This is a genomic window from Streptomyces sp. NPDC002309 (assembly GCF_053593375.1).
Genome location: NZ_JBSFCI010000005.1, coordinates 149865 through 168360 on the forward strand (window position 1 = coordinate 149865; position 18496 = coordinate 168360).

At 71.7% G+C, this 18496-nt stretch carries 13 protein-coding genes; 4 read left to right on the top strand and 9 right to left on the bottom strand.

The annotated features are described in order from the left end of the window. Window positions 1-89: 89 nt before the first annotated feature. Together ACWCPM_RS06660 and ACWCPM_RS06665 are read right to left on the bottom strand one after the other, a co-directional pair. Entirely contained in the window at window positions 90-2150 is a 2061-nt protein-coding gene (locus ACWCPM_RS06660; protein WP_450975029.1) for an IucA/IucC family protein, read from the bottom strand. Window positions 2151-2231: 81 nt separating this feature from the next. Beyond that, window positions 2232-4064, bottom strand: a complete 1833-nt coding sequence (locus ACWCPM_RS06665; RefSeq protein WP_450975030.1) for an aminotransferase class III-fold pyridoxal phosphate-dependent enzyme — start codon at window positions 4062-4064, stop codon at window positions 2232-2234. Window positions 4065-4674: 610 nt separating this feature from the next. Between ACWCPM_RS06665 and ACWCPM_RS06670 the strand changes: the two genes are divergently transcribed. Next, the gene (locus ACWCPM_RS06670) at window positions 4675-5898 is read left to right on the top strand and encodes a trypsin-like serine peptidase (protein WP_450975031.1); all 1224 of its coding nucleotides are present in this window, start codon (window positions 4675-4677) and stop codon (window positions 5896-5898) included. 377 nt (window positions 5899-6275) lie between these two features. After that, a complete protein-coding gene (locus tag ACWCPM_RS06675) occupies window positions 6276-7460 on the top strand; it encodes a trypsin-like serine peptidase (protein ID WP_450975032.1) in 1185 nt (394 codons plus the stop codon). Between the two features lie 280 nt (window positions 7461-7740). Here the strand turns inward: ACWCPM_RS06675 and hflX are convergent, their stop codons facing one another. The 6 genes from hflX to miaA form a co-directional block, all read right to left on the bottom strand. After that, a complete protein-coding gene (hflX, locus tag ACWCPM_RS06680) occupies window positions 7741-9234 on the bottom strand; it encodes a GTPase HflX (protein ID WP_450975033.1) in 1494 nt (497 codons plus the stop codon). Window positions 9235-9419: 185 nt separating this feature from the next. Further along, the gene (locus tag ACWCPM_RS06685; protein WP_450975034.1) at window positions 9420-11006 is read right to left on the bottom strand and encodes a M1 family metallopeptidase; all 1587 of its coding nucleotides are present in this window, start codon (window positions 11004-11006) and stop codon (window positions 9420-9422) included. A gap of 172 nt (window positions 11007-11178) precedes the next feature. After that, window positions 11179-13491 carry a RelA/SpoT family protein gene (locus ACWCPM_RS06690; RefSeq protein WP_450975035.1) on the bottom strand — a complete coding sequence of 771 codons (2313 nt, stop codon included), beginning with the start codon at window positions 13489-13491 and terminating at the stop codon, window positions 11179-11181. Between the two features lie 380 nt (window positions 13492-13871). Further along, the gene (gene dapF / locus ACWCPM_RS06695) at window positions 13872-14741 is read right to left on the bottom strand and encodes a diaminopimelate epimerase (RefSeq protein WP_450975036.1); all 870 of its coding nucleotides are present in this window, start codon (window positions 14739-14741) and stop codon (window positions 13872-13874) included. Between the two features lie 325 nt (window positions 14742-15066). Continuing rightward, window positions 15067-15618, bottom strand: a complete 552-nt coding sequence (locus ACWCPM_RS06700) for a hypothetical protein (protein ID WP_450975091.1) — start codon at window positions 15616-15618, stop codon at window positions 15067-15069. Window positions 15619-15726: 108 nt separating this feature from the next. After that, window positions 15727-16665 (bottom strand): tRNA (adenosine(37)-N6)-dimethylallyltransferase MiaA, encoded by a 939-nt coding sequence (gene miaA, locus ACWCPM_RS06705; RefSeq protein WP_450975037.1) that lies wholly within the window; start codon window positions 16663-16665, stop codon window positions 15727-15729. Window positions 16666-16946: 281 nt separating this feature from the next. On the opposite strand from miaA, the gene ACWCPM_RS06710 reads away from it, so the two are divergent. Next, a complete protein-coding gene (locus tag ACWCPM_RS06710; protein ID WP_450975038.1) occupies window positions 16947-17270 on the top strand; it encodes a hypothetical protein in 324 nt (107 codons plus the stop codon). A gap of 25 nt (window positions 17271-17295) precedes the next feature. Next, a complete protein-coding gene (locus ACWCPM_RS06715; protein WP_450975039.1) occupies window positions 17296-17565 on the top strand; it encodes an antitoxin in 270 nt (89 codons plus the stop codon). Window positions 17566-17701: 136 nt separating this feature from the next. Here the strand turns inward: ACWCPM_RS06715 and ACWCPM_RS06720 are convergent, their stop codons facing one another. After that, window positions 17702-18430, bottom strand: a complete 729-nt coding sequence (locus tag ACWCPM_RS06720) for a class III extradiol dioxygenase subunit B-like domain-containing protein (protein WP_450975040.1) — start codon at window positions 18428-18430, stop codon at window positions 17702-17704. Window positions 18431-18496 lie beyond the last annotated feature (66 nt).

The following is an 18496-nucleotide window of genomic DNA, read 5'->3' on the forward strand; positions in this document are numbered from 1 at the left end:
GCGGTGTCGGTGCGTATTCCTTGTGGGGGCGAGTTGGCATTGATCAGGGATGGCGCGAGCTGTGCAGGGATGGAGAGGGATGATCTGGATCAGGGACGGAGAGGGTTGGCGATGGTGACGTAGACGGACTGGGTGTCCACGGGGCCTGTGAGTTCATCGAGGCCGTACAACCGGGTCAGCAGGTTGGCCTTGCAGCGCAGGACGGGTGAGTCGAGGAGCCGGGAGGGAAGCGAGGTACGCAGCCGGGAGGGACCGGAGGCGGCACTTTCGAGGAACCGGCGGAAGGCGGCGAGCAGCAACCGTTCGTCAGCCAGATGCTGCGACCCGAACGCACCGATGAGGCCGAACACGTTGTTGATCGCCAGGTAGTAGGTGAAGCGCTCGTCGGCGACCTCGTCGCTCACGAACGTGTCGCTGTGCTCACCGATACCAGGGAGCCGGGAGGCGAGTTCCGCGCGCCGGGACTCACGGAAGTAGAAGCCCTGGTTGTCGCGGTAGCGTCCGCCGGCAGGCCAGCCATCGCTGTCCAACAGGACCAGTGTGTTCTGCTGGTGGGCCTCCAGGGCGACGCCTGCCTCGGCGTCGAGCCAGAGCACTGGGCGGACGACCTGCTCCAGGTAGCGCAGAAACCACTCGGCGGCGACGGTGCCGCGCGGACGCCCGGTCCGGCCGGCGAGGCTGGACACGATGGCCGCCAGCCGGGATCGGCAGGACGGTTGATCGGGGTGACGCCAAGGGACGGAGTACTGCGGGAAGTCGGAGTACTGCGGGAGGTCGGAGTTCTGCGGGTGGTCGGGGTGCTTCCCGTGGTCGGGGTGCTGCGGGTGGTGGGTCTGCGGTGCGTGCTCGGGCCGCGAGTCGCCGGCGGGTCGGCCCGGCGTGATCTGGGGGCGCAGGGCCGTGAGTCCGGCAAGGCAGGCGATGTCGTCCGCAGGAGCGAACGGGTTGTGTCGGATCATCACGTCGAGTCCTGGGACTTGGCTGCCGTCCGGTCCGTCGACGGCGAGCCATGCCGGGTCGCGGACGATGTCGAAGCAGGGGTGGACGGACTGCCATTGCTGCGCCAGCCCGGAGCGCAGCAGGCGGTGGGCCTCGACACCACGGTGCAGTTCCTTGCGGAGGTTCTCACGACGGGAGTTGGTGATGCGCAGGCCGAGCGACAGCTTGAGCATGGCGGCGGCACCGGGCTGGTAGACGGTGCGGACGGAGGAGGTGGGATGCCAGACGGCGCCGTGTGCTCCGAGGTCCCGGAGGAGTCCTGCGTCCAGCAGGGCGGCGACGTCGCTGCGGTGCCGCAGTTCGCGCATCTGCCAGGGGTGCAGGGGAAGGGCGGCGTAACCGCCGGGCAGCGGCAGTTCGACGCCGGCCAGTTGAGCGGTGAGCCGGGGCGCGGGGACGGCTCGGCCGCGTTCCGTCCAGGCGGAGTCACCGGCGAGTACGCAGGGGGCGACAGCCATCCAGTGCAAGGAGAAGGAGCCGCGCAGCTCCGGTGACCAGAGGGGAGCTTCGGCCTCGGTGAGGCCTTCGCGGCTCTTCGGCGTCGGGTGCAGGGGATGCCCGAGCAGAAGTGCCTGCTCGGCTCCCAGGAAGAGATCCGCTTCGTCGGCGGGGAACTGTCTGCGCTCGCCGATGAAGGTGGCGACACGGCGGACGGAGTCGGCGACGCGACCGACCAGGTCGGTGCCTTCGTGGCATCCGTGCGCGTTCGCGTCCGTGCCCCGAGGCGTCTCGCGGGCGAGCAGTGAGGCGACGGTGACCGCGTCGAGGGGCGGGTACTCCGCCGGCGCGGAGGCCAGGCGGGGCAGACCGAAGCGGTGCGAGCCGGTACGGGACCAGTAGTGCACGGGGGTGAGCAACTCGGTGCCGCTGGCGGGGAGGGGGATGCGGAGGATGCCATGGTCCGGGGCGGGGAGGTCGGTCTCGCGTACCCAGCAACGCAACAGGTTCTCCACTGCCGTCGCATCGGCCGCCATGAGGGCGTCGGGGTGGTCCAAGGGGTCGGTGGCGGTGCCGTGCAGGTGTTCCGCCTCTTGGCGGCCGTCGTGTTGTGCGGGCGCCGTTGTGGATGTGGGTAGGGGTGTGTTCTCGGACCCGCTACGGCGTTGCGCGGGGGTACGGAGACTCCGGTCAGGTGTGGGGGCGGTGGTCAAGATGGTTCCTCGGGGGGTCGATCCGGCTCCGACGGCAACGCGCGTGGTGGCGTGTGGGGGAGTTCTGTATCCGCGCACCCGCTATCGCGACCGAGCGGCGCGGGCTCCGCGAGCCGCTTGCGCGGGTACGGCGGGTACGGCAGGTACGGCAGGTACGGCAGGTACAGCGTTAACGGCGGGTACAGCGGTATCGGCGGGAGCGGCGGGAGCGGCGCTCTCCTCGGGAACAGTGGTGACGGGGCGGGGATCGCGGTCGCGTTGCCCGTCTCGCCCGTCTCGCCCGCCGCAGTCATCACCGCCGCCCTGGCCGCCACGGTCGTCATTGCCGGGTTGGGCGCCACCGTCTTCATCGCCGGGTCGGCCGACTGGGGCGGCTTCGCCAGGTGGACCGACAGGGTCGGCTTCGCCAGGTGGGTTGCCGCGGTCGGCTTCGCCGCGGGTGTCGGCGCGATCGTGGGTGTCGGCGTGGTCGTGAAGACGGCGATCCGAGCAGTGCAGCGGTCGGTCACCCTGACGAGGGTGGGCCCGGGCCACCGCCGTCAGAGCGTCGGCGAGGCGGTCAAGTACCGCGGAGGCCTGCTCGTCGCTGATGGTGAGCGGTGGCAGCAGCCGTACGACGCTCGGTCGGCGACGGGCGACTCCGACGATCAGGCCACGCCGGAGGCACTCCCGAAGAACAGCGGCGGCCAGACCGGGAGCGGCGGGAGGCATGCCGTGGGGACGTGTTTCCAGCCCCAGTGGAGAATCAGCCCGGGCAGGCTTCGGGACGCCGTCGTCGTCGCGGACGTCACGGGGATGCGTAGTCTCCCGGTCCTCCACCAGATCGACGCCGATCATCAGTCCGCGGCCGCGCACCTCGCCGATGCAGGCAAACTCGTCGGCGAGCGCCCGGAGTTGGGACAGCATGCGGGAGCCGATGGTCGCCGCGCGTTCGGCGAGGCGGTGTTCACGTACATGAGCGAGGGTCGCCGTTCCTGCGGCGAGCGCGAGTTGGTTGCCGCGGAAGGCGCCCGCCGGCGCGATGGGGCGGGGCAGCGCGAGGCTCTCGTGGTGGATCACCGCGGCCAGCGGAAGGCTGCCGCCGATGGCTTCGGACAGGATCATCACGTCGGGCGTCACCCCACTGTGGCCGACGGCCCAGAAGGCGCCGGTCCTGCCTACACCTGTGCGCGTCTCGTCGACGATGAGGGGGATGGAGCGGGCGGCGGCAGCTTGCCGTGCCGCCCGCATCCAGGAGTCCGGCGCGGGAACCACTCCGCAGTCGCCATGGACGGGTTCGACGAGGATTCCCGCAGGGCCGGTGGCCGCAATCCGGGGCAGAAGGGTCGCCGCGTCGGTCCAGTGGGTTGCCCGCTCGGTGCCGGCTGCGTCGCCGGTCCCACCGGTGCCGCCGGAACAACGGGAGCCTGGCGGAGTGCACGGGCGGGTATCGGAAAACAAGTCGGCCTCCCCGGCGACCCCGGAAGTGGCGGGCGGCGCCTCTTGCTCGGCGCCCGTGAAGGCGACGATGCCGGAGCGTCCGGTGGCGGCACGAACGAGCGCGACGGCGGTCGCGACCGCCTCCGTTGCCGAGGGCCCGCAGAACTGCACGTGGGCGTGCTCGGCGAGTCCGGGCGGCAGCGTGCGCCTCAGTTCCGCGACGAAGGCGTCCTCCACGGGGGTGGCCAGGTCGGGGACGTTGAGAGGGGCACCCGAGTCGAGGACCTTGCGGATCGCTTCGAGTACGACGGGGTGGTTGTGGCCGAGCGCGAGGGTCCCGGCGCCCGAGAGGCAGTCCAGGTAGCGGCGGCCGTCCGCGCCCTCGACGGTCAGACCACGGGCGCGCACCGGCACGATGGGGAGGGCGCGCGGGTAGGTACGTGCGGCCGGCTCACGCGTCGGCTGACGGCGCGAACCCCCTTCGGCGACTGGCACGACTCCCTGTCCTCCTGTTCCGGGGCGCCCTCGCGCAGGCGCGTGCGGGCCAGTTGGTCTCGTACTCACCGTGTTGGGCAGGTGATCGCCCACGCTCGCTGTCCGCGCGCGCACTCACGGGCCGGACGGACGGCACGAGTCCGACTCCTGTTCAACTGGTCGGCGTGCACGGCCTCACAGTTGGGCGCGTCGCGACTCGGCAGTCGAGTCGCCGACGCCGAACGAGCGCGCCGCTACACACGCCTGACGAAGTCCACACATCTACGCACGCCCGCGCACCCGCTGAAGGCCCCGCGCCCGCGCGGTACGCCGGAACAGTCACTGCCGACAGCTCACCTCCCGAGGGACGCACGCAGTACACGGGCACACAGGAGCGGCCCCGGTTCCCGCCCCATCGCTACCAACCCCGGTCGTGCCAACGGGTTACGGGTTGCTTCAAGATCCTTGCCGTGACGGAACCGTTGCCGTTCCGTCGGAAGTCCCCCACAGCGAGCGCATAGTGTGGGGTGCCGTTCCCAGAAAGCCGTGAGATCGGCCTGAACAGCGGGTGAGTTCGGCCGGGATCGCGGCGACGACGCCGAGTCCTTTCACCATCAGGGGGAGTAACACCATGCGATCCATACGGCCGTCGTTCACCGCCAGCCGGGACAAGCGCCCCCGTCGCGGAACCTCCCCGGTGCTGGCCGCCGTCGCGCTGGCGTCCGCACTGGCGCTGACCGCCACCGCGTGCGACTCGGGCAACTCCACGGTGGATGCCAAAGCGTCGGCCTCCGCGACCACGGGTGGCGACGGCAAGATCAAGATCCCGGACGACATAAAGGACCAGCTCAAGGAGCACGGGATCGACCTGGACAACTGGCGGAACGGCGCGTGGAAGAACTGGGACAAGGACGACTGGCTGCGCGAGGCCGAGGACTACATCAATCCGATCATCGAGGACCTGTGGGACCCGGACCGGATGCGGGAGGCCCAGGAGCCGGACCAGGCCGTCGACGACGGTGACATCTCCGGCGACCAGGGGGTGACCGACCCGACGCCGGAGCCGGTGGAGGCGGAGGCCGTACCGGCGTCGTACAACGCCAACGCGCCTGAGGCGGGCAAGGTGCTCTTCGACTCGCCCGAGGGCACGATGGTCTGTTCGGGAACGGTCGTGAAGGACCCGGCCAACCCCGGAAAGTCGAACCTCGTGTGGACCGCCGGGCACTGTGTGCACGCGGGCAAGAGCGGCGGCTGGTACCGCAACATCGCGTTCGTGCCGTCGTACAACGACGCGGGCCTGTCGACGGCGGAGTTGCAGAGCGCCACGAAGGAGGAGGTCGCTCCCTACGGCGTCTGGTGGGGCGACTGGGTGCAGACCTCGGACCAGTGGATCGAGCAGGGCGGAGCGACCGGCGGCGACGGAGCGGCGTACGACTTCGCGGTGCTCCATGTGACGCCGGAGGACGGCAGTGGGGGCAAGTCGCTGGAGGAAATGGTGGGGGCCGCGCTGCCGGTCGACTTCGCCGCTCCGGCCGTCCCCGAGATGGAGAGCATGACGGCGACGGGCTACCCTGCGGCGCCGCCGTACGACGGGCAGAAGCTGTACCGCTGCGAGGACAAGCCGGGGCGGCTGTCGATCAATGCCTCGGACCCGACGATGTACCGGATCGGCTGCACCATGACCGGCGGCTCGTCCGGCGGTGGCTGGGTCTCGACGGGGTCGGACGGGAAGCCGGCGCTGGTGTCCAACACCTCCATCGGGCCGGTGACTGCGGGCTGGCTGGCGGGACCGCGACTGGGCGAGGAGGCCAAGGGCGTGTTCGAGGCAGTAAGCGGCAAGTTCGCGGGCCGGTGACAGAGTCGTAGACCGGCGGTGGCGTGGCGGAACCCTCGACCACCTCACCGCCGTCCGCCCATGGGCCGGTGGTCAAGCGGGGGCCCACAGAGATCCACAGAAGCCCCTGCGGTCACGCGCCCACATGGTCGCCCCGCCTCCCCGCCTACCCGGCTACCCGCCTCCCCGCCATCTGACCACCCGGCCACGTGGTCAACCCGGTACCCAGCCACCCTGCTACCTCGCCGCGAAGTCACCCGGCCACCCGAGCACCCGAGCACCCGAGCACCCGAGCACGAGATCACGAGATCACGCCGTTCGTAAGTCCGCGCGCGAGCGCTGCGCGCGATCGGCGGCACAGCACACTCCGACGACGTCTCAACGGGGGTCACACCACGATGCGTTCCCTGCACACAATCCGCACCGCCCTCGCCGCCTCCGCCCTTCTCACCGCCCTCGCGCTCATGGTCACCGCCTGCGGCGGCGACAGCTCGGACAAGGCGGACGACCAGCCGGGTACCGAGGCCTCGCAGGAGGCCGGCGGTGACGCCAAGGTCGGGATACCCGCGGACATCGCGGACCGTCTCGCCGAGGCGGGCATCGACGTGGACGCCTGGAAGGACGGCGGCTGGCGGGACTGGGACAAGGACAAGTGGCTCAGCGCGGCCGAGGACTTCGTCAACCCGGTCATCGAGGGACTGTGGAAACCGGAGCGGATGCAGTCGGCGCAGGAGGCCGACAAGACGGTGTCGACGAAGGACACCTCCGCCGAGGCGGGCGTCAGTGACCCGGAGCCCGCGCCTGTCCAGGCCGAGGCGGAGAGAACGCCCTACCACGACAACGCGGCGCCGGTCGGCAAGGTCTTCTTCGACTCACCCGAGGGCACGATGGTCTGTTCGGGGACGGTCATCAAGGACGTGAACCACCCGGGCAAGTCCAACCTGGTGTGGACGGCGGGGCACTGCGTACACGCCGGGCAGAACGGCGGCTGGTACCGGAACATCATGTTCGCCCCTGCCTACAACGACCTCGGCAAGTCCGAGGCGGAGCTCGGCGACGCCACCAGCGGCGAGATAGCGCCGTACGGCAACTGGTGGGCGGACTGGGCCGCCACCTCCAACGGCTGGCTCCAGGGCGGCTCGGCCACCGGCGGAGCGGGAGCGGCGTACGACTACGCCGTGCTGCACGTGCAGCCGGAGCAGGGTTCCAAGTCCCTGGAGGAGACCGTCGGCGCGGCACTGGACGTGGACTTCTCGGCGCCGTCCGCGGCGGAGGCCGGCGAGATGGGCGCCTGGGGGTATCCGGCGGGGCCGCCTTACAACGGGCTGCGGATGTTCAAGTGCATCGACCGGCCGGGGCGGCTCTCGCTCAGCCCGGCGCTGCCGACCATGCACCGGATCGGCTGCACCATGACGGGCGGTTCATCGGGCGGCGGCTGGTTCCGGGTGGTGGACGGCGAGACCCGGCTGGTCTCCAACACGTCGATCGGCCCGGCCGACAACACCTGGCTGGCGGGTCCGCAGTTGGGGCAGGATGCCCAGGCGCTGTACGAGAACATGAGCCGGACGCAAGGCGGTCGGTGACCGGCCCTCAGCGACCGGCCGTCAGCGAATCGACGTCGGTAACCAGTCGCCGGTGACCGGCCCTCAACGACCGGCAGTCGGTGATCCGCCGTCAGCGAACCGCCGACGGTGACCCGCCGTCAGTGCGCGGCCGTCCGTTACCGGCAGCCGGTGACCCGCAGTCGAGGAGCCTCGCCGACGACGAGGCCCGCCGATGACGAGGGCTGACCCACGACGAAGTGCTCACCGACGACGAAGGCCCGCCCCTCACATGGAGGGGCGGGCCTTCTCGTAGGGACTGCTAGGCGGCCGGAGTCGGAACGTACGGCGCGAGTTCCGCCGCGAGTTCCTCGTGCACCCGGACGTTGAGGAGGGTGCCCTCCGGGGTGTGCTCCTCGGAGATCACATCGCCCTCGTCGTGGGCGCGGGCGACCAGCTTGCCCTGGGTGTACGGCACGAGCGCCTCGACCTCGACGGAGGGACGGGGAAGCTGGTTGTCGAGGAGCGCGAGCAGCTCCGCGATGCCCTTGCCGGTGCGGGCCGAGACGGCGATGGAGCGCTTCTCGATCCGCATCAGCCGCTGGAGGACCAGCGGGTCGGCCGCGTCGGCCTTGTTGATCACGACGATCTCGGGTACTTCGGTGGCACCGACGTCCCTGATCACCTCGCGCACGGCGGCCAGCTGCTCCTCCGGGGCGGGGTGCGAACCGTCGACCACGTGCAGGATCAGGTCGGACTCGCCGACCTCTTCCATCGTGGAGCGGAACGCCTCGACCAGGTGATGCGGCAGGTGCCGGACGAAGCCGACGGTGTCGGCCAGCGTGTACAGCCGGCCGCTCGGGGTCTCGGCCCGGCGGACGGTCGGGTCCAGGGTCGCGAACAGGGCGTTCTCGACCAGGACGCCGGCGCCCGTGAGGCGGTTGAGCAGGGAGGACTTGCCCGCGTTGGTGTAGCCGGCGATGGCGACGGAGGGCACCTTGTGGCGCTTGCGCTCCTGGCGCTTGATGTCGCGGCCGGTCTTCATCTCCGCGATCTCCCGGCGCATCTTCGCCATCTTCTCGCGGATCCGGCGCCGGTCCGTCTCGATCTTGGTCTCACCGGGACCACGGGTGGCGAGCCCGCCGCCCTTGCCGCCGCCCATCTGACGGGACAGCGACTGACCCCAGCCTCGCAGCCGCGGCAGCATGTACTGCATCTGCGCGAGCGCGACCTGCGCCTTGCCCTCTCGGGACTTGGCGTGCTGGGCGAAGATGTCCAGGATCAGCGCCGTACGGTCGATGACCTTGACCTTGACGACGTCCTCGAGGTGGATCAGCTGGCCCGGGCTGAGCTCACCGTCACAGATGACGGTGTCCGCGCCCAATTCGACCACGATGTCGCGCAGCTCCTCCGCCTTGCCGGAACCGATGTAGGTCGCGGCGTCGGGCTTGTCGCGACGCTGGGTCACACCGTCGAGCACGAGTGCGCCGGCGGTCTCCGCGAGGGCGGCGAGCTCCGCGAGGGAGTTGTCCACGTCCTGCACGGTCCCCGAGGTCCAGACGCCGACGAGGACGACCCGCTCCAGACGGAGCTGTCGGTACTCGACCTCGGTGACGTCCTCGAGCTCGGTCGAGAGGCCCGCGACGCGGCGCAGGGCCGCACGGTCGGAGCGGTCGAACTGGTCGCCGTCCCGCTCTCCGTCGATCTCGTGGCTCCAGGCGACGTCCTCTTCCATCAGGGCATCGGCCCGAAGACCTTCGGGAAAGTCGTGCGCGAGGCGCTTGGTGTCCTGCGAAGGGGAAGAAGAGGAGGTCATTGGGTCCTTACGTCGTCGGGGATTCGGTGGGGCGGCGACGGGGCGCCGCGCCGGCGGAGCTTGTCCGACCTCTGCGCGTGGCCGGTCCGTCAGCCTTTTCAACGCCCGAGGACCCCGGGGGATTCCCGTCGTCCGTGGCGCCGACCTGGAAATGGTCGCACGCAACGCCCCGTCTCGTCACCGTGTTATTCCCCGCCTGGTTCCGCCCCGGCCTTCCTGGGTGCCGTGATCCTGGGCGTGGCCGGCTGGTCCGGCGACTGGCCGGCCGACACCGGCTTCCAGTCCGGGTGCCCCGGCATCGGCGGGGTCTTCTCGCCGTACAGCCACGCCTGGAAGAAGCCGTCCAGATCGCGTCCGGACAGCCGGGAGGCCAGGGAGACGAAGTCGGCGGTGGTCGCCGTGCCGTCCCGGTACTGGCTCACCCAGGCCCTCTCCAGGCCCTCGAAGACCCCGCGTCCGATCTCCTGGCGCAGGGCGTACAGGACGAGGGCGGCGCCGTCGTAGACGTTCGGGCGGAAGATGCCGAGGCGGCTGTCGGACTCGGGCACCTCGGGTGCGGCGGGCGGGCCGCCGGCCGCGCGCCAGCCGTCGGAGGCGCCGTAGGCGGCGCGCATCCGGGATTCCAGGGAGCGGTGGGACTTCTCCTCCGCGTACAGCGCCTCGTACCAGGTCGCGTGGCCTTCGTTGAGCCACAGGTCGGACCAGGTGCGGGGGCTGACACTGTTGCCGAACCACTGGTGGGCCAGTTCGTGGACCATGACCGAGTCGACGTACCACTCGGGGAAGGCCGCGTCGGTGAAGAGGCCCCGCTCGAAGAGGGAGAGGGTCTGCGTCTCCAGTTCGAAGCCGGTGGAGGCGTCCGCGACGAGCAGACCGTACGTCTCCAGGGGGTAGCGCCCGATCTTGCTCTCCATCCAGGAGATCTGGTCGGGCGTCTTGGCGAGCCACGGCTCCAGCGCCGTCCTGTACCGGGTCGGGACGACGTCTCTCAGGGGGAGCCCGTGCGGCCCCGTGCGGCGTAGCACCGTGGAGCGGCCGATCGAGACCTGGGCGAGTTCGGTGGCCATGGGGTGCCCGGTGCGGTACGTCCACTGCGTCGCGGTGCCGGCGCGCCGCACATCGGCCTGGAGACCGTTGGCGACGGCCGTGTAACCCTCGGGGGCGGTGATCCGGAAGGTGAAGGCGGCCTTGTCGGAGGGGTGGTCGTTGCACGGGAACACGAGGTGGGCGGAGTCGGCCTGGTTGGCCATCGCGAGGCCGTCGGAGGTGCGGATCCAGCCTCCTTCCCGGCCGCCCCCGGGCACGGGGTCGCTGGTGTGCCGCACGGTGATGCGCATCCGCTGCCCCTGGGGCAGCTCCTCGCCGGGCGTGATCACCAGGTCCTCGTCGGCCGCGGCGAACGAGACGGGCTCGCCGTCGATCTCCACGGAGGAGACCTGGCCGCGGGCGAAGTCGAGGTTGACGCGCGAGAGGGGGGCGGTCGTCAGGGCGTCGATGGTGGTGACGGCCTGGAGCGGCTTGTCGTTGCTGCCGGGGTAGGTGAAGGAGAGGTCGTATGCCGTCACGTCGTAGCCCGGGTTGCCGAGGTACGGGAACAGGCGGTCGCCGACGCCCAGCGGGACGGGCGAGGCGCTCGCGGCGACAAGACAGACGGAGGCGGCGGAGACGGCCAGGGCCGCCTTCAGCCGGCGGTTGATCCTGGGGGAACCGGTACGGGTTCGAGCGCGGGCGGTGGCGGGCCGGGGAGTCCTCGCACGGGGGGTGAGCAGCATGGGCTACGGCTATCAGCGCGCGCGGACGACGCCGCGACGGCGCGCGCCGGGCGCACCCGAACGGGGTGCGGGGTGGGGGCCAAGGCGCGCAGCAGAAACGGAGGCCGGTCGGGCGGTGCCCGCACGCGCGGGTGGCGTCCAGTGGTGGCGGGTCAGGGCGCGGCAGGCCCTCTCACCAGGTCGACAGATGGTGCTGCGCGCGGCTCACGTCGTACACCCCGGCCACGTTGCGCATCGCGCGCATCAGGGCGGGCAGGTGGGCGGCGTCGGTCAGTTGGAGGGTGTACGTGTGGCGGACGCGCTGCTGGATCGGGGGCTCGACGGTGGCGGAGACGATCTCGGCACCCTGAAGGGCGATGGCCTCGGTCAGGTCGGCGAGGAGATGGGGACGGCCGAACGACTCGGCGACCAGCGTCACCCTGCACTCCGCGCTCTCCCCCCAGCTCACGCCGACCTCCGCGCGCCCGGTGCCCGTCATCCGCGCCCCCGCCGCGCACTCGACACGGTGCACGGTCACGACCCCTCCGCGCACCACGAAACCGGTGATCTCGTCGGGCCGTACAGGTGTGCAGCAGCGCGCGAGCCGGACGCTCGCGCCCGGGCGGTCGACGACCAGGGCTTCGGGGGAGGCCCAGGCACCCAGGCTCTTGAAGGTTCCCGTCATCGACGGGGATGCCGGGGCTCTCGGTGTGGAAGCGGCAGCAGTGGCGGAGGTGAGTGCTGTGGACGGCGTGGCGGAGTCCGCTGCCAGGCCCTCGCGACCCGTCTCCACCGTCCGGGCCCCACCCGCTTCCACCGCCCGGACCCCGCCCGCCTCCGTCGCCCGGGCTTCGCCCCTCTCCGCCGTCCGGGCCTCGTCCGTCTCCGTGGGTGTCGGATGCGCGGTCAGCCACCGCTGGATCGCGATCCGGGCGGCGGGTGTGTGGGCGTGGTCCAGCCACTCCCGGGAGGGCTCGGAGGCCGGGTCCTGACCCATGAGGAGCTGAACGGTGTCGCCGTCCCGCAGAACCGTGCTGAGCGTCGCCAGGCGGCCGTTGACGCGGGCGCCGATGCACGCGTGCGCGTCCTCGCCGTACTGCGCGTACGCGGCGTCCACGCAGGACGCGCCGTCGGGCAGGCCGAGGGTGTCGCCGTCGGGGCGGAACACGGTGATCTCACGGTCCTGGGCGAGGTCCTCCCGCAGGGTGGACCAGAAGGTGTCGGGATCGGGCGCGGCCCGCTGCCAGTCGAGCAGGCGGGAGAGCCAGCCGGGACGGGTGGGGTCGGCGCGCTCACCGTCGGGGAGGTCCTCGGAGGAGGCGGGGGGCGCATAGGGGTTGCCGAGCGCGATGACGCCCGCCTCCGCCACCTTGTGCATCTGGTGGGTGCGGATCAGCACCTCGGCGACCTGGCCGTCCGCGCGGGCGACGGCGGTGTGCAGGGACTGGTAGAGGTTGAACTTCGGTACGGCGATGAAGTCCTTGAACTCCGAGACGACGGGCTTCATACAGGTGTGCAGCTCACCGAGGACGCCGTAGCAGTCCGCGTCCTCGTTCACCAGCACCAGCAGCCGGCCGAAGTCGCAGCCGCGCAGCCGGCCCCGCTTGCGGGAGACGCGGTGCAGGGAGACGAAGTGCCGCGGGCGGACGAGGACTTCGCAGGCGATGTCCGCCTCGTTCAGCACGGTGCGCATCTCGGCGGCGATCTCGGTCAGCGGGTCGTCGGAGCGGGCCGCGTTCTCGACGATCAATGCGCGGGTGTGCTCGTGCTCCTCGGGGTGGAGGATGGCGAAGACCAGGTCCTCCAGTTCGGTCTTGAGGGCCTGGACACCGAGGCGTTCGGCCAGCGGGATCAGGACGTCCCGGGTGACCTTGGCGATCCGGGCCTGTTTCTCCGGGCGCATCACGCCGAGGGTGCGCATGTTGTGCAGCCGGTCGGCCAGTTTGATCGACATCACCCTGACGTCGCTGCCGGTGGCGACGAGCATCTTGCGGAAGGTCTCGGGCTCGGCGGCGGCTCCGTAGTCGACCTTCTCCAGTTTCGTGACGCCGTCGACGAGGTAGCGGACCTCCTCACCGAACTGCTCCCGCACCTGAGCGAGGGTCACATCGGTGTCCTCGACGGTGTCGTGGAGCAGAGAGGCCGTCAACGTGGTGGTCTCGGCGCCGAGTTCGGCGAGGATCAGGGTGACGGCGAGCGGGTGCGTGATGTACGGCTCGCCGCTCTTGCGCATCTGGCCGCGGTGCGAGGACTCGGCCAGGACGTAGGCGCGGCGCAGCGGTTCCAGGTCGGCGTCGGGATGGTGGGCGCGATGCGCCTCGACGACATGGCCGATGGCGTCGGGCAGCCGGTCACGGGTGGCCGGCCCCAGCAGGGCGGCGCGGCCCAGGCGACGCAGGTCGAGTCGCGGGAGCGACCTCCTGCGCGGGGCCGACGAGGACGCGGGTCCTGTCATCGGGCCCGCTACGGCACCTGGGCTCGCGGGGTTCGTGGCCTCCGCACTCATGGGCACCTCCGGCTGCCTGGACCGGCTGGCGGGGTGCCCCATGGCGGACACGGCTCAGGGGTGGCGCACATCTCCCCCGTCCGGGCCGGTGCTTGATGCTACCGAGCCGACCACGCCCACCTGACCGCCTCTCGCCCAGCGTGAAACGGATCACCCAATCGAGCGATGGTTTGGAGGTTTATGACCGGGCACGGCCTGAACTGGGCTGCCAGGTCTCGAACATCCGAGCGGAGAATTCACCGCCGTCGACCGGACGGCGACTCCACGGACGGCGACTCCATCACCGTCGGCCGGACGGCGACGGCGTCCTGACGGGGAGTCGGCGGTCGACGGCCGGCGGCAACAACCCCGCGCCCGCTCCCCCGCGGGCGAACGCTCCGTCAGTTCACCGAAGCCGTCAACCACTCCGCGTCGATCTCGCCCTCGGCGACGATCACCGCCGGGCCGGTCATCTCGACCTCGCCGTCGGGCCGCTCGGTGATGACCAGGCGTCCTCCGGGGACATCCACGGTGTACGTCACCGGGGTCCCGGTGAGCGCGGGGTCGGCGCCGTCGCGGCGGGCGGTGGCTACGGCGACGGCGCACGCGCCCGTGCCGCAGGAGCGGGTCTCGCCGGAGCCGCGCTCGTGCACGCGCATGGCGACGTGCCGGGGGCCGCGGTCGACGACGAATTCGACGTTGACGCCGTCCGGGTAGGCGGCGGCCGGGCTGAACGGCGGCGGCGCGAACAGATCGCCGGCGTCCGTGAGGTCGTCCACGAAGGCCACGGCGTGGGGGTTGCCCATGTTCACGTTCCGCGCGGGCCAGCCGCGCTCGCCCACGCTCACCGTGACGTCGCCCTCGGGAAGGTGCGCGCGGCCCATGCCGACGGTGACGTCACCGTCCTTGGCCAGGTGCACGGACTTCACGCCCCCGCGCGTGGCGACGGCGAGGTCACCCTCGGTCACGTACCCCGCGCGCTGGAGGTAGCGCGCGAACACCCGCACGCCGTTGCCGCACATCTCCGCGATCGATCCGTCGCCGTTGCGGTAGTCCATGAACCACTCCGCCTCGGCCGCCATCCCCCTGGCCTCGGGGTGCGCGGCGGACCGCACGACGTGCAGCAGGCCGTCGCCGCCGATGCCCGCGCGGCGGTCGCACAGGGCGGCGACGGCGGTGGGGGGCAGGTCGATGGCGTTCTCGGGGTCCGGGACGATCACGAAGTCGTTCTCGGTGCCGTGCCCCTTGAGGAAGGCGATCCGCGTGCTCATTCCTCGATCGTACGGGGTTGCGACGGCACTCCGTCGCGCCCGGGGTGTCGGCCCGGCAGGAGCCTCGGGCCCCGGATCCAGGACCCGGTGAACGCCTCAAGCCCCGGGCGTAGGCCGGCATGCGCCTCGGAACTCGGCCCCCGGATGCCGGGCGGGGAACTGCGCGTAGCAGGCGGCGGCGTTCTTCGCGGCGCCCGGCCCCCGGATGCCGGGCGGGGAAGGAGCGCGACCCTGCGCGTCGGAGCGGTGAAGGCCTCACGCCGCGGGCTTCAGCTCCTCGGGGGCCTCGGCGTCGCGATCGGCCCGCACCACGGTGAACCCGGGCTCAGCGCAGGCGAGCCACGCGCCACACGGCGAGCACCACCACCGCGACGACCACGACCACGTACGCCAGGACCACCCGCCAGTCCGGCCGCCGTCCGGAGCCCCGCTGCGGCAGCCCCGGCCAGGTGTGGCCGACCTTGCGGGCGGCCATCATGCCCCAGCCGGCCGCGCAGGAGCAGATCAGCAGTCCCAGCATGGCGATCACCGCCCCGCTGTCACCGAAGTCGAAGGCGAGCGGGAACGCGAACATCAGCGAGCCGACCGCGGCCAGACCCACGATCGGCGCGAGCTGCCACAGGCGCAGGCGGCGCTGCGGGCGCAGTTCGACCTCGACCTCGGGGCCGCTCACGAACAGCTCGTCCGGCTCGGGACCGTCGTCGGTCACGCCGTCGGGCGTCTCGTCGAGTCCGTCCGCCGCGAGACGGACCTCCGCGTCGGCAGCCGGTCCCTCCAGGTCCACGCCCGGACGACCGTCGTCGCCCGGCTCCACTTCACCACTCCCGGTGGTGACGTGCTCGGCGTCCTGTGCCGTGTTGCGAGGGCCGGCCTCCATCGCCACGCGCCCTCCCAACTAGGACTCCACTTGGTCGATCGAAGCTCGATGATGGCACGGCGCCGGAGGCCCGGATGACGGCCGGAGCGTCCCGATGCCATCACGTGATCAGGCTGTGACCGCTCGCTCGACCAACGCCAGGGCACGTCGCGGAAGTTCCCCGCGGTCCTCCGCGGCCCCACTGAGCCAATGCACCCGAGGGTCGCGCCTGAACCACGAATCCTGTCGGCGCGCGAAGCGTTTGGTGGCTCGCACGGTCTCGGCGCGGGCCTCCTCCATCGTGCATTCACCGGTGAGCGCGGCGAGCACCTGCTGGTAGCCGAGTGCGCGCGACGCCGTACGCCCCTGGCGCAAGCCCCGCGCCTCGAGTGCGCGCACTTCCTCGACGAGCCCGGCGTCCCACATCCGGTCGACCCGGAGCGCGATGCGCTCGTCGAGCTCGGGACGCGCCACGTCGACGCCGATCTGCACGGTGTCGTAGACCGAGTCGTGCCCCGGGAGATTGGCGGTGAAGGGCATCCCGGTGATCTCGATCACTTCCAGCGCGCGGACGATACGGCGGCCGTTGCTGGGCAGGATCGCGCGCGCGGCGTCGGGGTCGGCGGCGGCGAGCCGGGCGTGCAGCGCGCCGGAACCGCGCAGCGTGAGCTCCTCCTCGAGCCGGGCCCTGACCTCGGGGTCCGTGCCGGGGAACTCCAGGTTGTCGACGGCCCCGCGGACGTACAGGCCCGAGCCGCCGACGAGGACGGGCCAGCGCCCCTCGGCGAGCAGGGCGTCGATACGCGCCCGCGCGAGCCGCTGGTACTCGGCGACGGAAGCCGTGACGGTGACGTCCCAGATGTCCAGGAGGTGGTGGGGGACGCCGGCGCGCTCCTCGGGCGTCAGCTTGGCGGTACCGATGTCCATCCCCTGGTAGAGCTGCATGGAGTCCGCGTTGACGACCTCCCCACCGAGTTGCTGGGCGAGATGGACGCCCAGATCGGACTTTCCGGCCGCGGTCGGTCCGACGACGGCGATGACTCGGGGGGCTGGAAGTGGCCTGCTCACCGCACCAGTCTCGCAAACCTCTCCCCCCGCTCTCGAACGAGTTACGTGACGGGGGCAATCCGGGAGTCGTTGGCCGTTGCGGGGCACACACCGCCGGTTCACGGTGGCGGCGACCCGGGCGACACACGGACGCTTCCCGGCCTCCTCGTCCTCGCCCGGACAGGGGGACCCCACGGCGACGCGGGATCTCGCCCGCGCGAGTAACGTATGGAGTTGATATGGGCGTTTTTGCGCGACTTTTCCGCAGGTCGAAGACCACGGAGGAGACGTCTGCCGCCGAGGTGCTGACCGACCGGCCGTCGGCCGGGTCCGAGGCGGACGAGGTGCCGGTGGCCGAGGCATCCGGCACGAGCGACGCCGGAGCCGAAGCGGAGTCGGCATCGGCATCGGCATCGGCATCGGCATCGGCATCGGCATCGGCATCGGACTCAGCTTCGGTTGCCGCTTCGGTTCCGGCTCCCGCTCCGGTGCCGGTGCCGGCTCCGGCTTCCGCTTCGGCGAACAAGGGTGACGAGGGCGACGCTGCCGAGGCCGTCGAGATCCCGCAGCAGCAGTCGCCGGGCCGGGCGGCCGACAGCGAGGCCGACGAGGGCGCCCGGACATGACGCTCCCGCGAGGGAAGGTGAACCCATGGGTCTCATCGACAATCTGAAGGCCAGGCTGGGCCCGGCCAAGGGCAAGGTCTCCGACCTCGCGCAGCAGCACGGAGGCAAGATCCAGCACGGCATCGACAAGGCCGCCAAGGTCGTCGACGACCGCACCAAGGGCAAGTACAGCGACAAGATCCATTCGGGCACCGACAAGGCCAAGGGCGCCATGGACCGGCTCGCGCACAAGGACGACCACGGCGCGGGAGGCGGCACCACCATGCCGCCGAGCGGCCCGCCACCGTCCTCCTGAGCAGGAGAGCTCGGACCGGGGACACGGCACGACGGGCGGCCGCGGAGCACGACGCTCCCGGCCGTCCGCCGGTGCGCCGTGCGTGCCGTGTGAGCGGCGCGTGCCGTGCGTGCCGTGCGTGCCGACAAGCGCCCCGCTATGACCAGGAAGCCACCACGTACCCGACCCCGTACGGTGCGTCCTCGTACAGCAGCGTGCCTTCGAGGCCGGCGCCCTGGGCCGCTCCCGCGAGCACCTGCCAGGGCGCACGTCCCGACACCATCAGCCGACGCGCCTGCTCCGCGTCCAGCGCCTCCAGGGCCGCGAGGTCCGCCGATCCCAGCGCGCGCCCCACCGCCGCGTCGAACGGCCCCGCCCGCTCGTCCAGGTAGCCGGGTGCCTTCAAGGTGCGGCACGCACTCGCGTCGCCCATCACCAGCAGCGCGACGCGCCCGGAACCTGCCGCGATCTCCCTGCCGGTGTCCCCGCAGCGCTCGGGCGCGAGAGGTTCCCCGACGGCGAGCCCTTCGATCGGCGCGTCCGACCATCCGGTCCGCTCCAGCAGCCACGCCGCGACCGCGAGCGAGGGCGGCAGCGCTCCCGGCACGACCGCACGCGTCCCGTCGGCCGTCTCGTTCCGCCCCAGTCGTACGCCGAGGTCGACACCGAAGCCGCGGAACGATCCGGGCGTGCCCTGCGGGTACGACTCGGTCTCGCCCTGCGCGGTGGGTCCGATCACGACCAGCCGGTCGGGCCGGGCGGCGGCGAGCACACCCAGCGCGTCCGTGCACGCGGTGCGGGCGGCGTCCAGCTCGGGGGCGGCACCCGCGGCGACCGCGGGTACGAGGAGCGGTGGGCAGGGGCACACTGCGGCGGCGACAAGCATGATCGGCAGCGTAGCCCCGTGCCCCGCGGGCCGGTGCTCCGGCCCGGAGCACCGCGCCCGGGGTCG

Bases quoted from the DNA above. Each gene is read 5' to 3' on its own strand.
- ACWCPM_RS06670 (WP_450975031.1), top strand. From the start codon at position 4,675: ATGCGATCCATACGGCCGTCGTTCACCGCCAGCCGGGACAAGCGCCCC.
- ACWCPM_RS06675 (WP_450975032.1), top strand. From the start codon at position 6,276: ATGCGTTCCCTGCACACAATCCGCACCGCCCTCGCCGCCTCCGCCCTT.
- hflX (WP_450975033.1), bottom strand. From the start codon at position 9,234: ATGACCTCCTCTTCTTCCCCTTCGCAGGACACCAAGCGCCTCGCGCAC.
- ACWCPM_RS06685 (WP_450975034.1), bottom strand. From the start codon at position 11,006: ATGCTGCTCACCCCCCGTGCGAGGACTCCCCGGCCCGCCACCGCCCGC.
- ACWCPM_RS06690 (WP_450975035.1), bottom strand. From the start codon at position 13,491: ATGAGTGCGGAGGCCACGAACCCCGCGAGCCCAGGTGCCGTAGCGGGC.
- dapF (WP_450975036.1), bottom strand. From the start codon at position 14,741: ATGAGCACGCGGATCGCCTTCCTCAAGGGGCACGGCACCGAGAACGAC.
- ACWCPM_RS06700 (WP_450975091.1), bottom strand. From the start codon at position 15,618: ATGGAGGCCGGCCCTCGCAACACGGCACAGGACGCCGAGCACGTCACC.
- ACWCPM_RS06715 (WP_450975039.1), top strand. From the start codon at position 17,296: ATGGGTCTCATCGACAATCTGAAGGCCAGGCTGGGCCCGGCCAAGGGC.
- ACWCPM_RS06720 (WP_450975040.1), bottom strand. From the start codon at position 18,430: ATGCTTGTCGCCGCCGCAGTGTGCCCCTGCCCACCGCTCCTCGTACCC.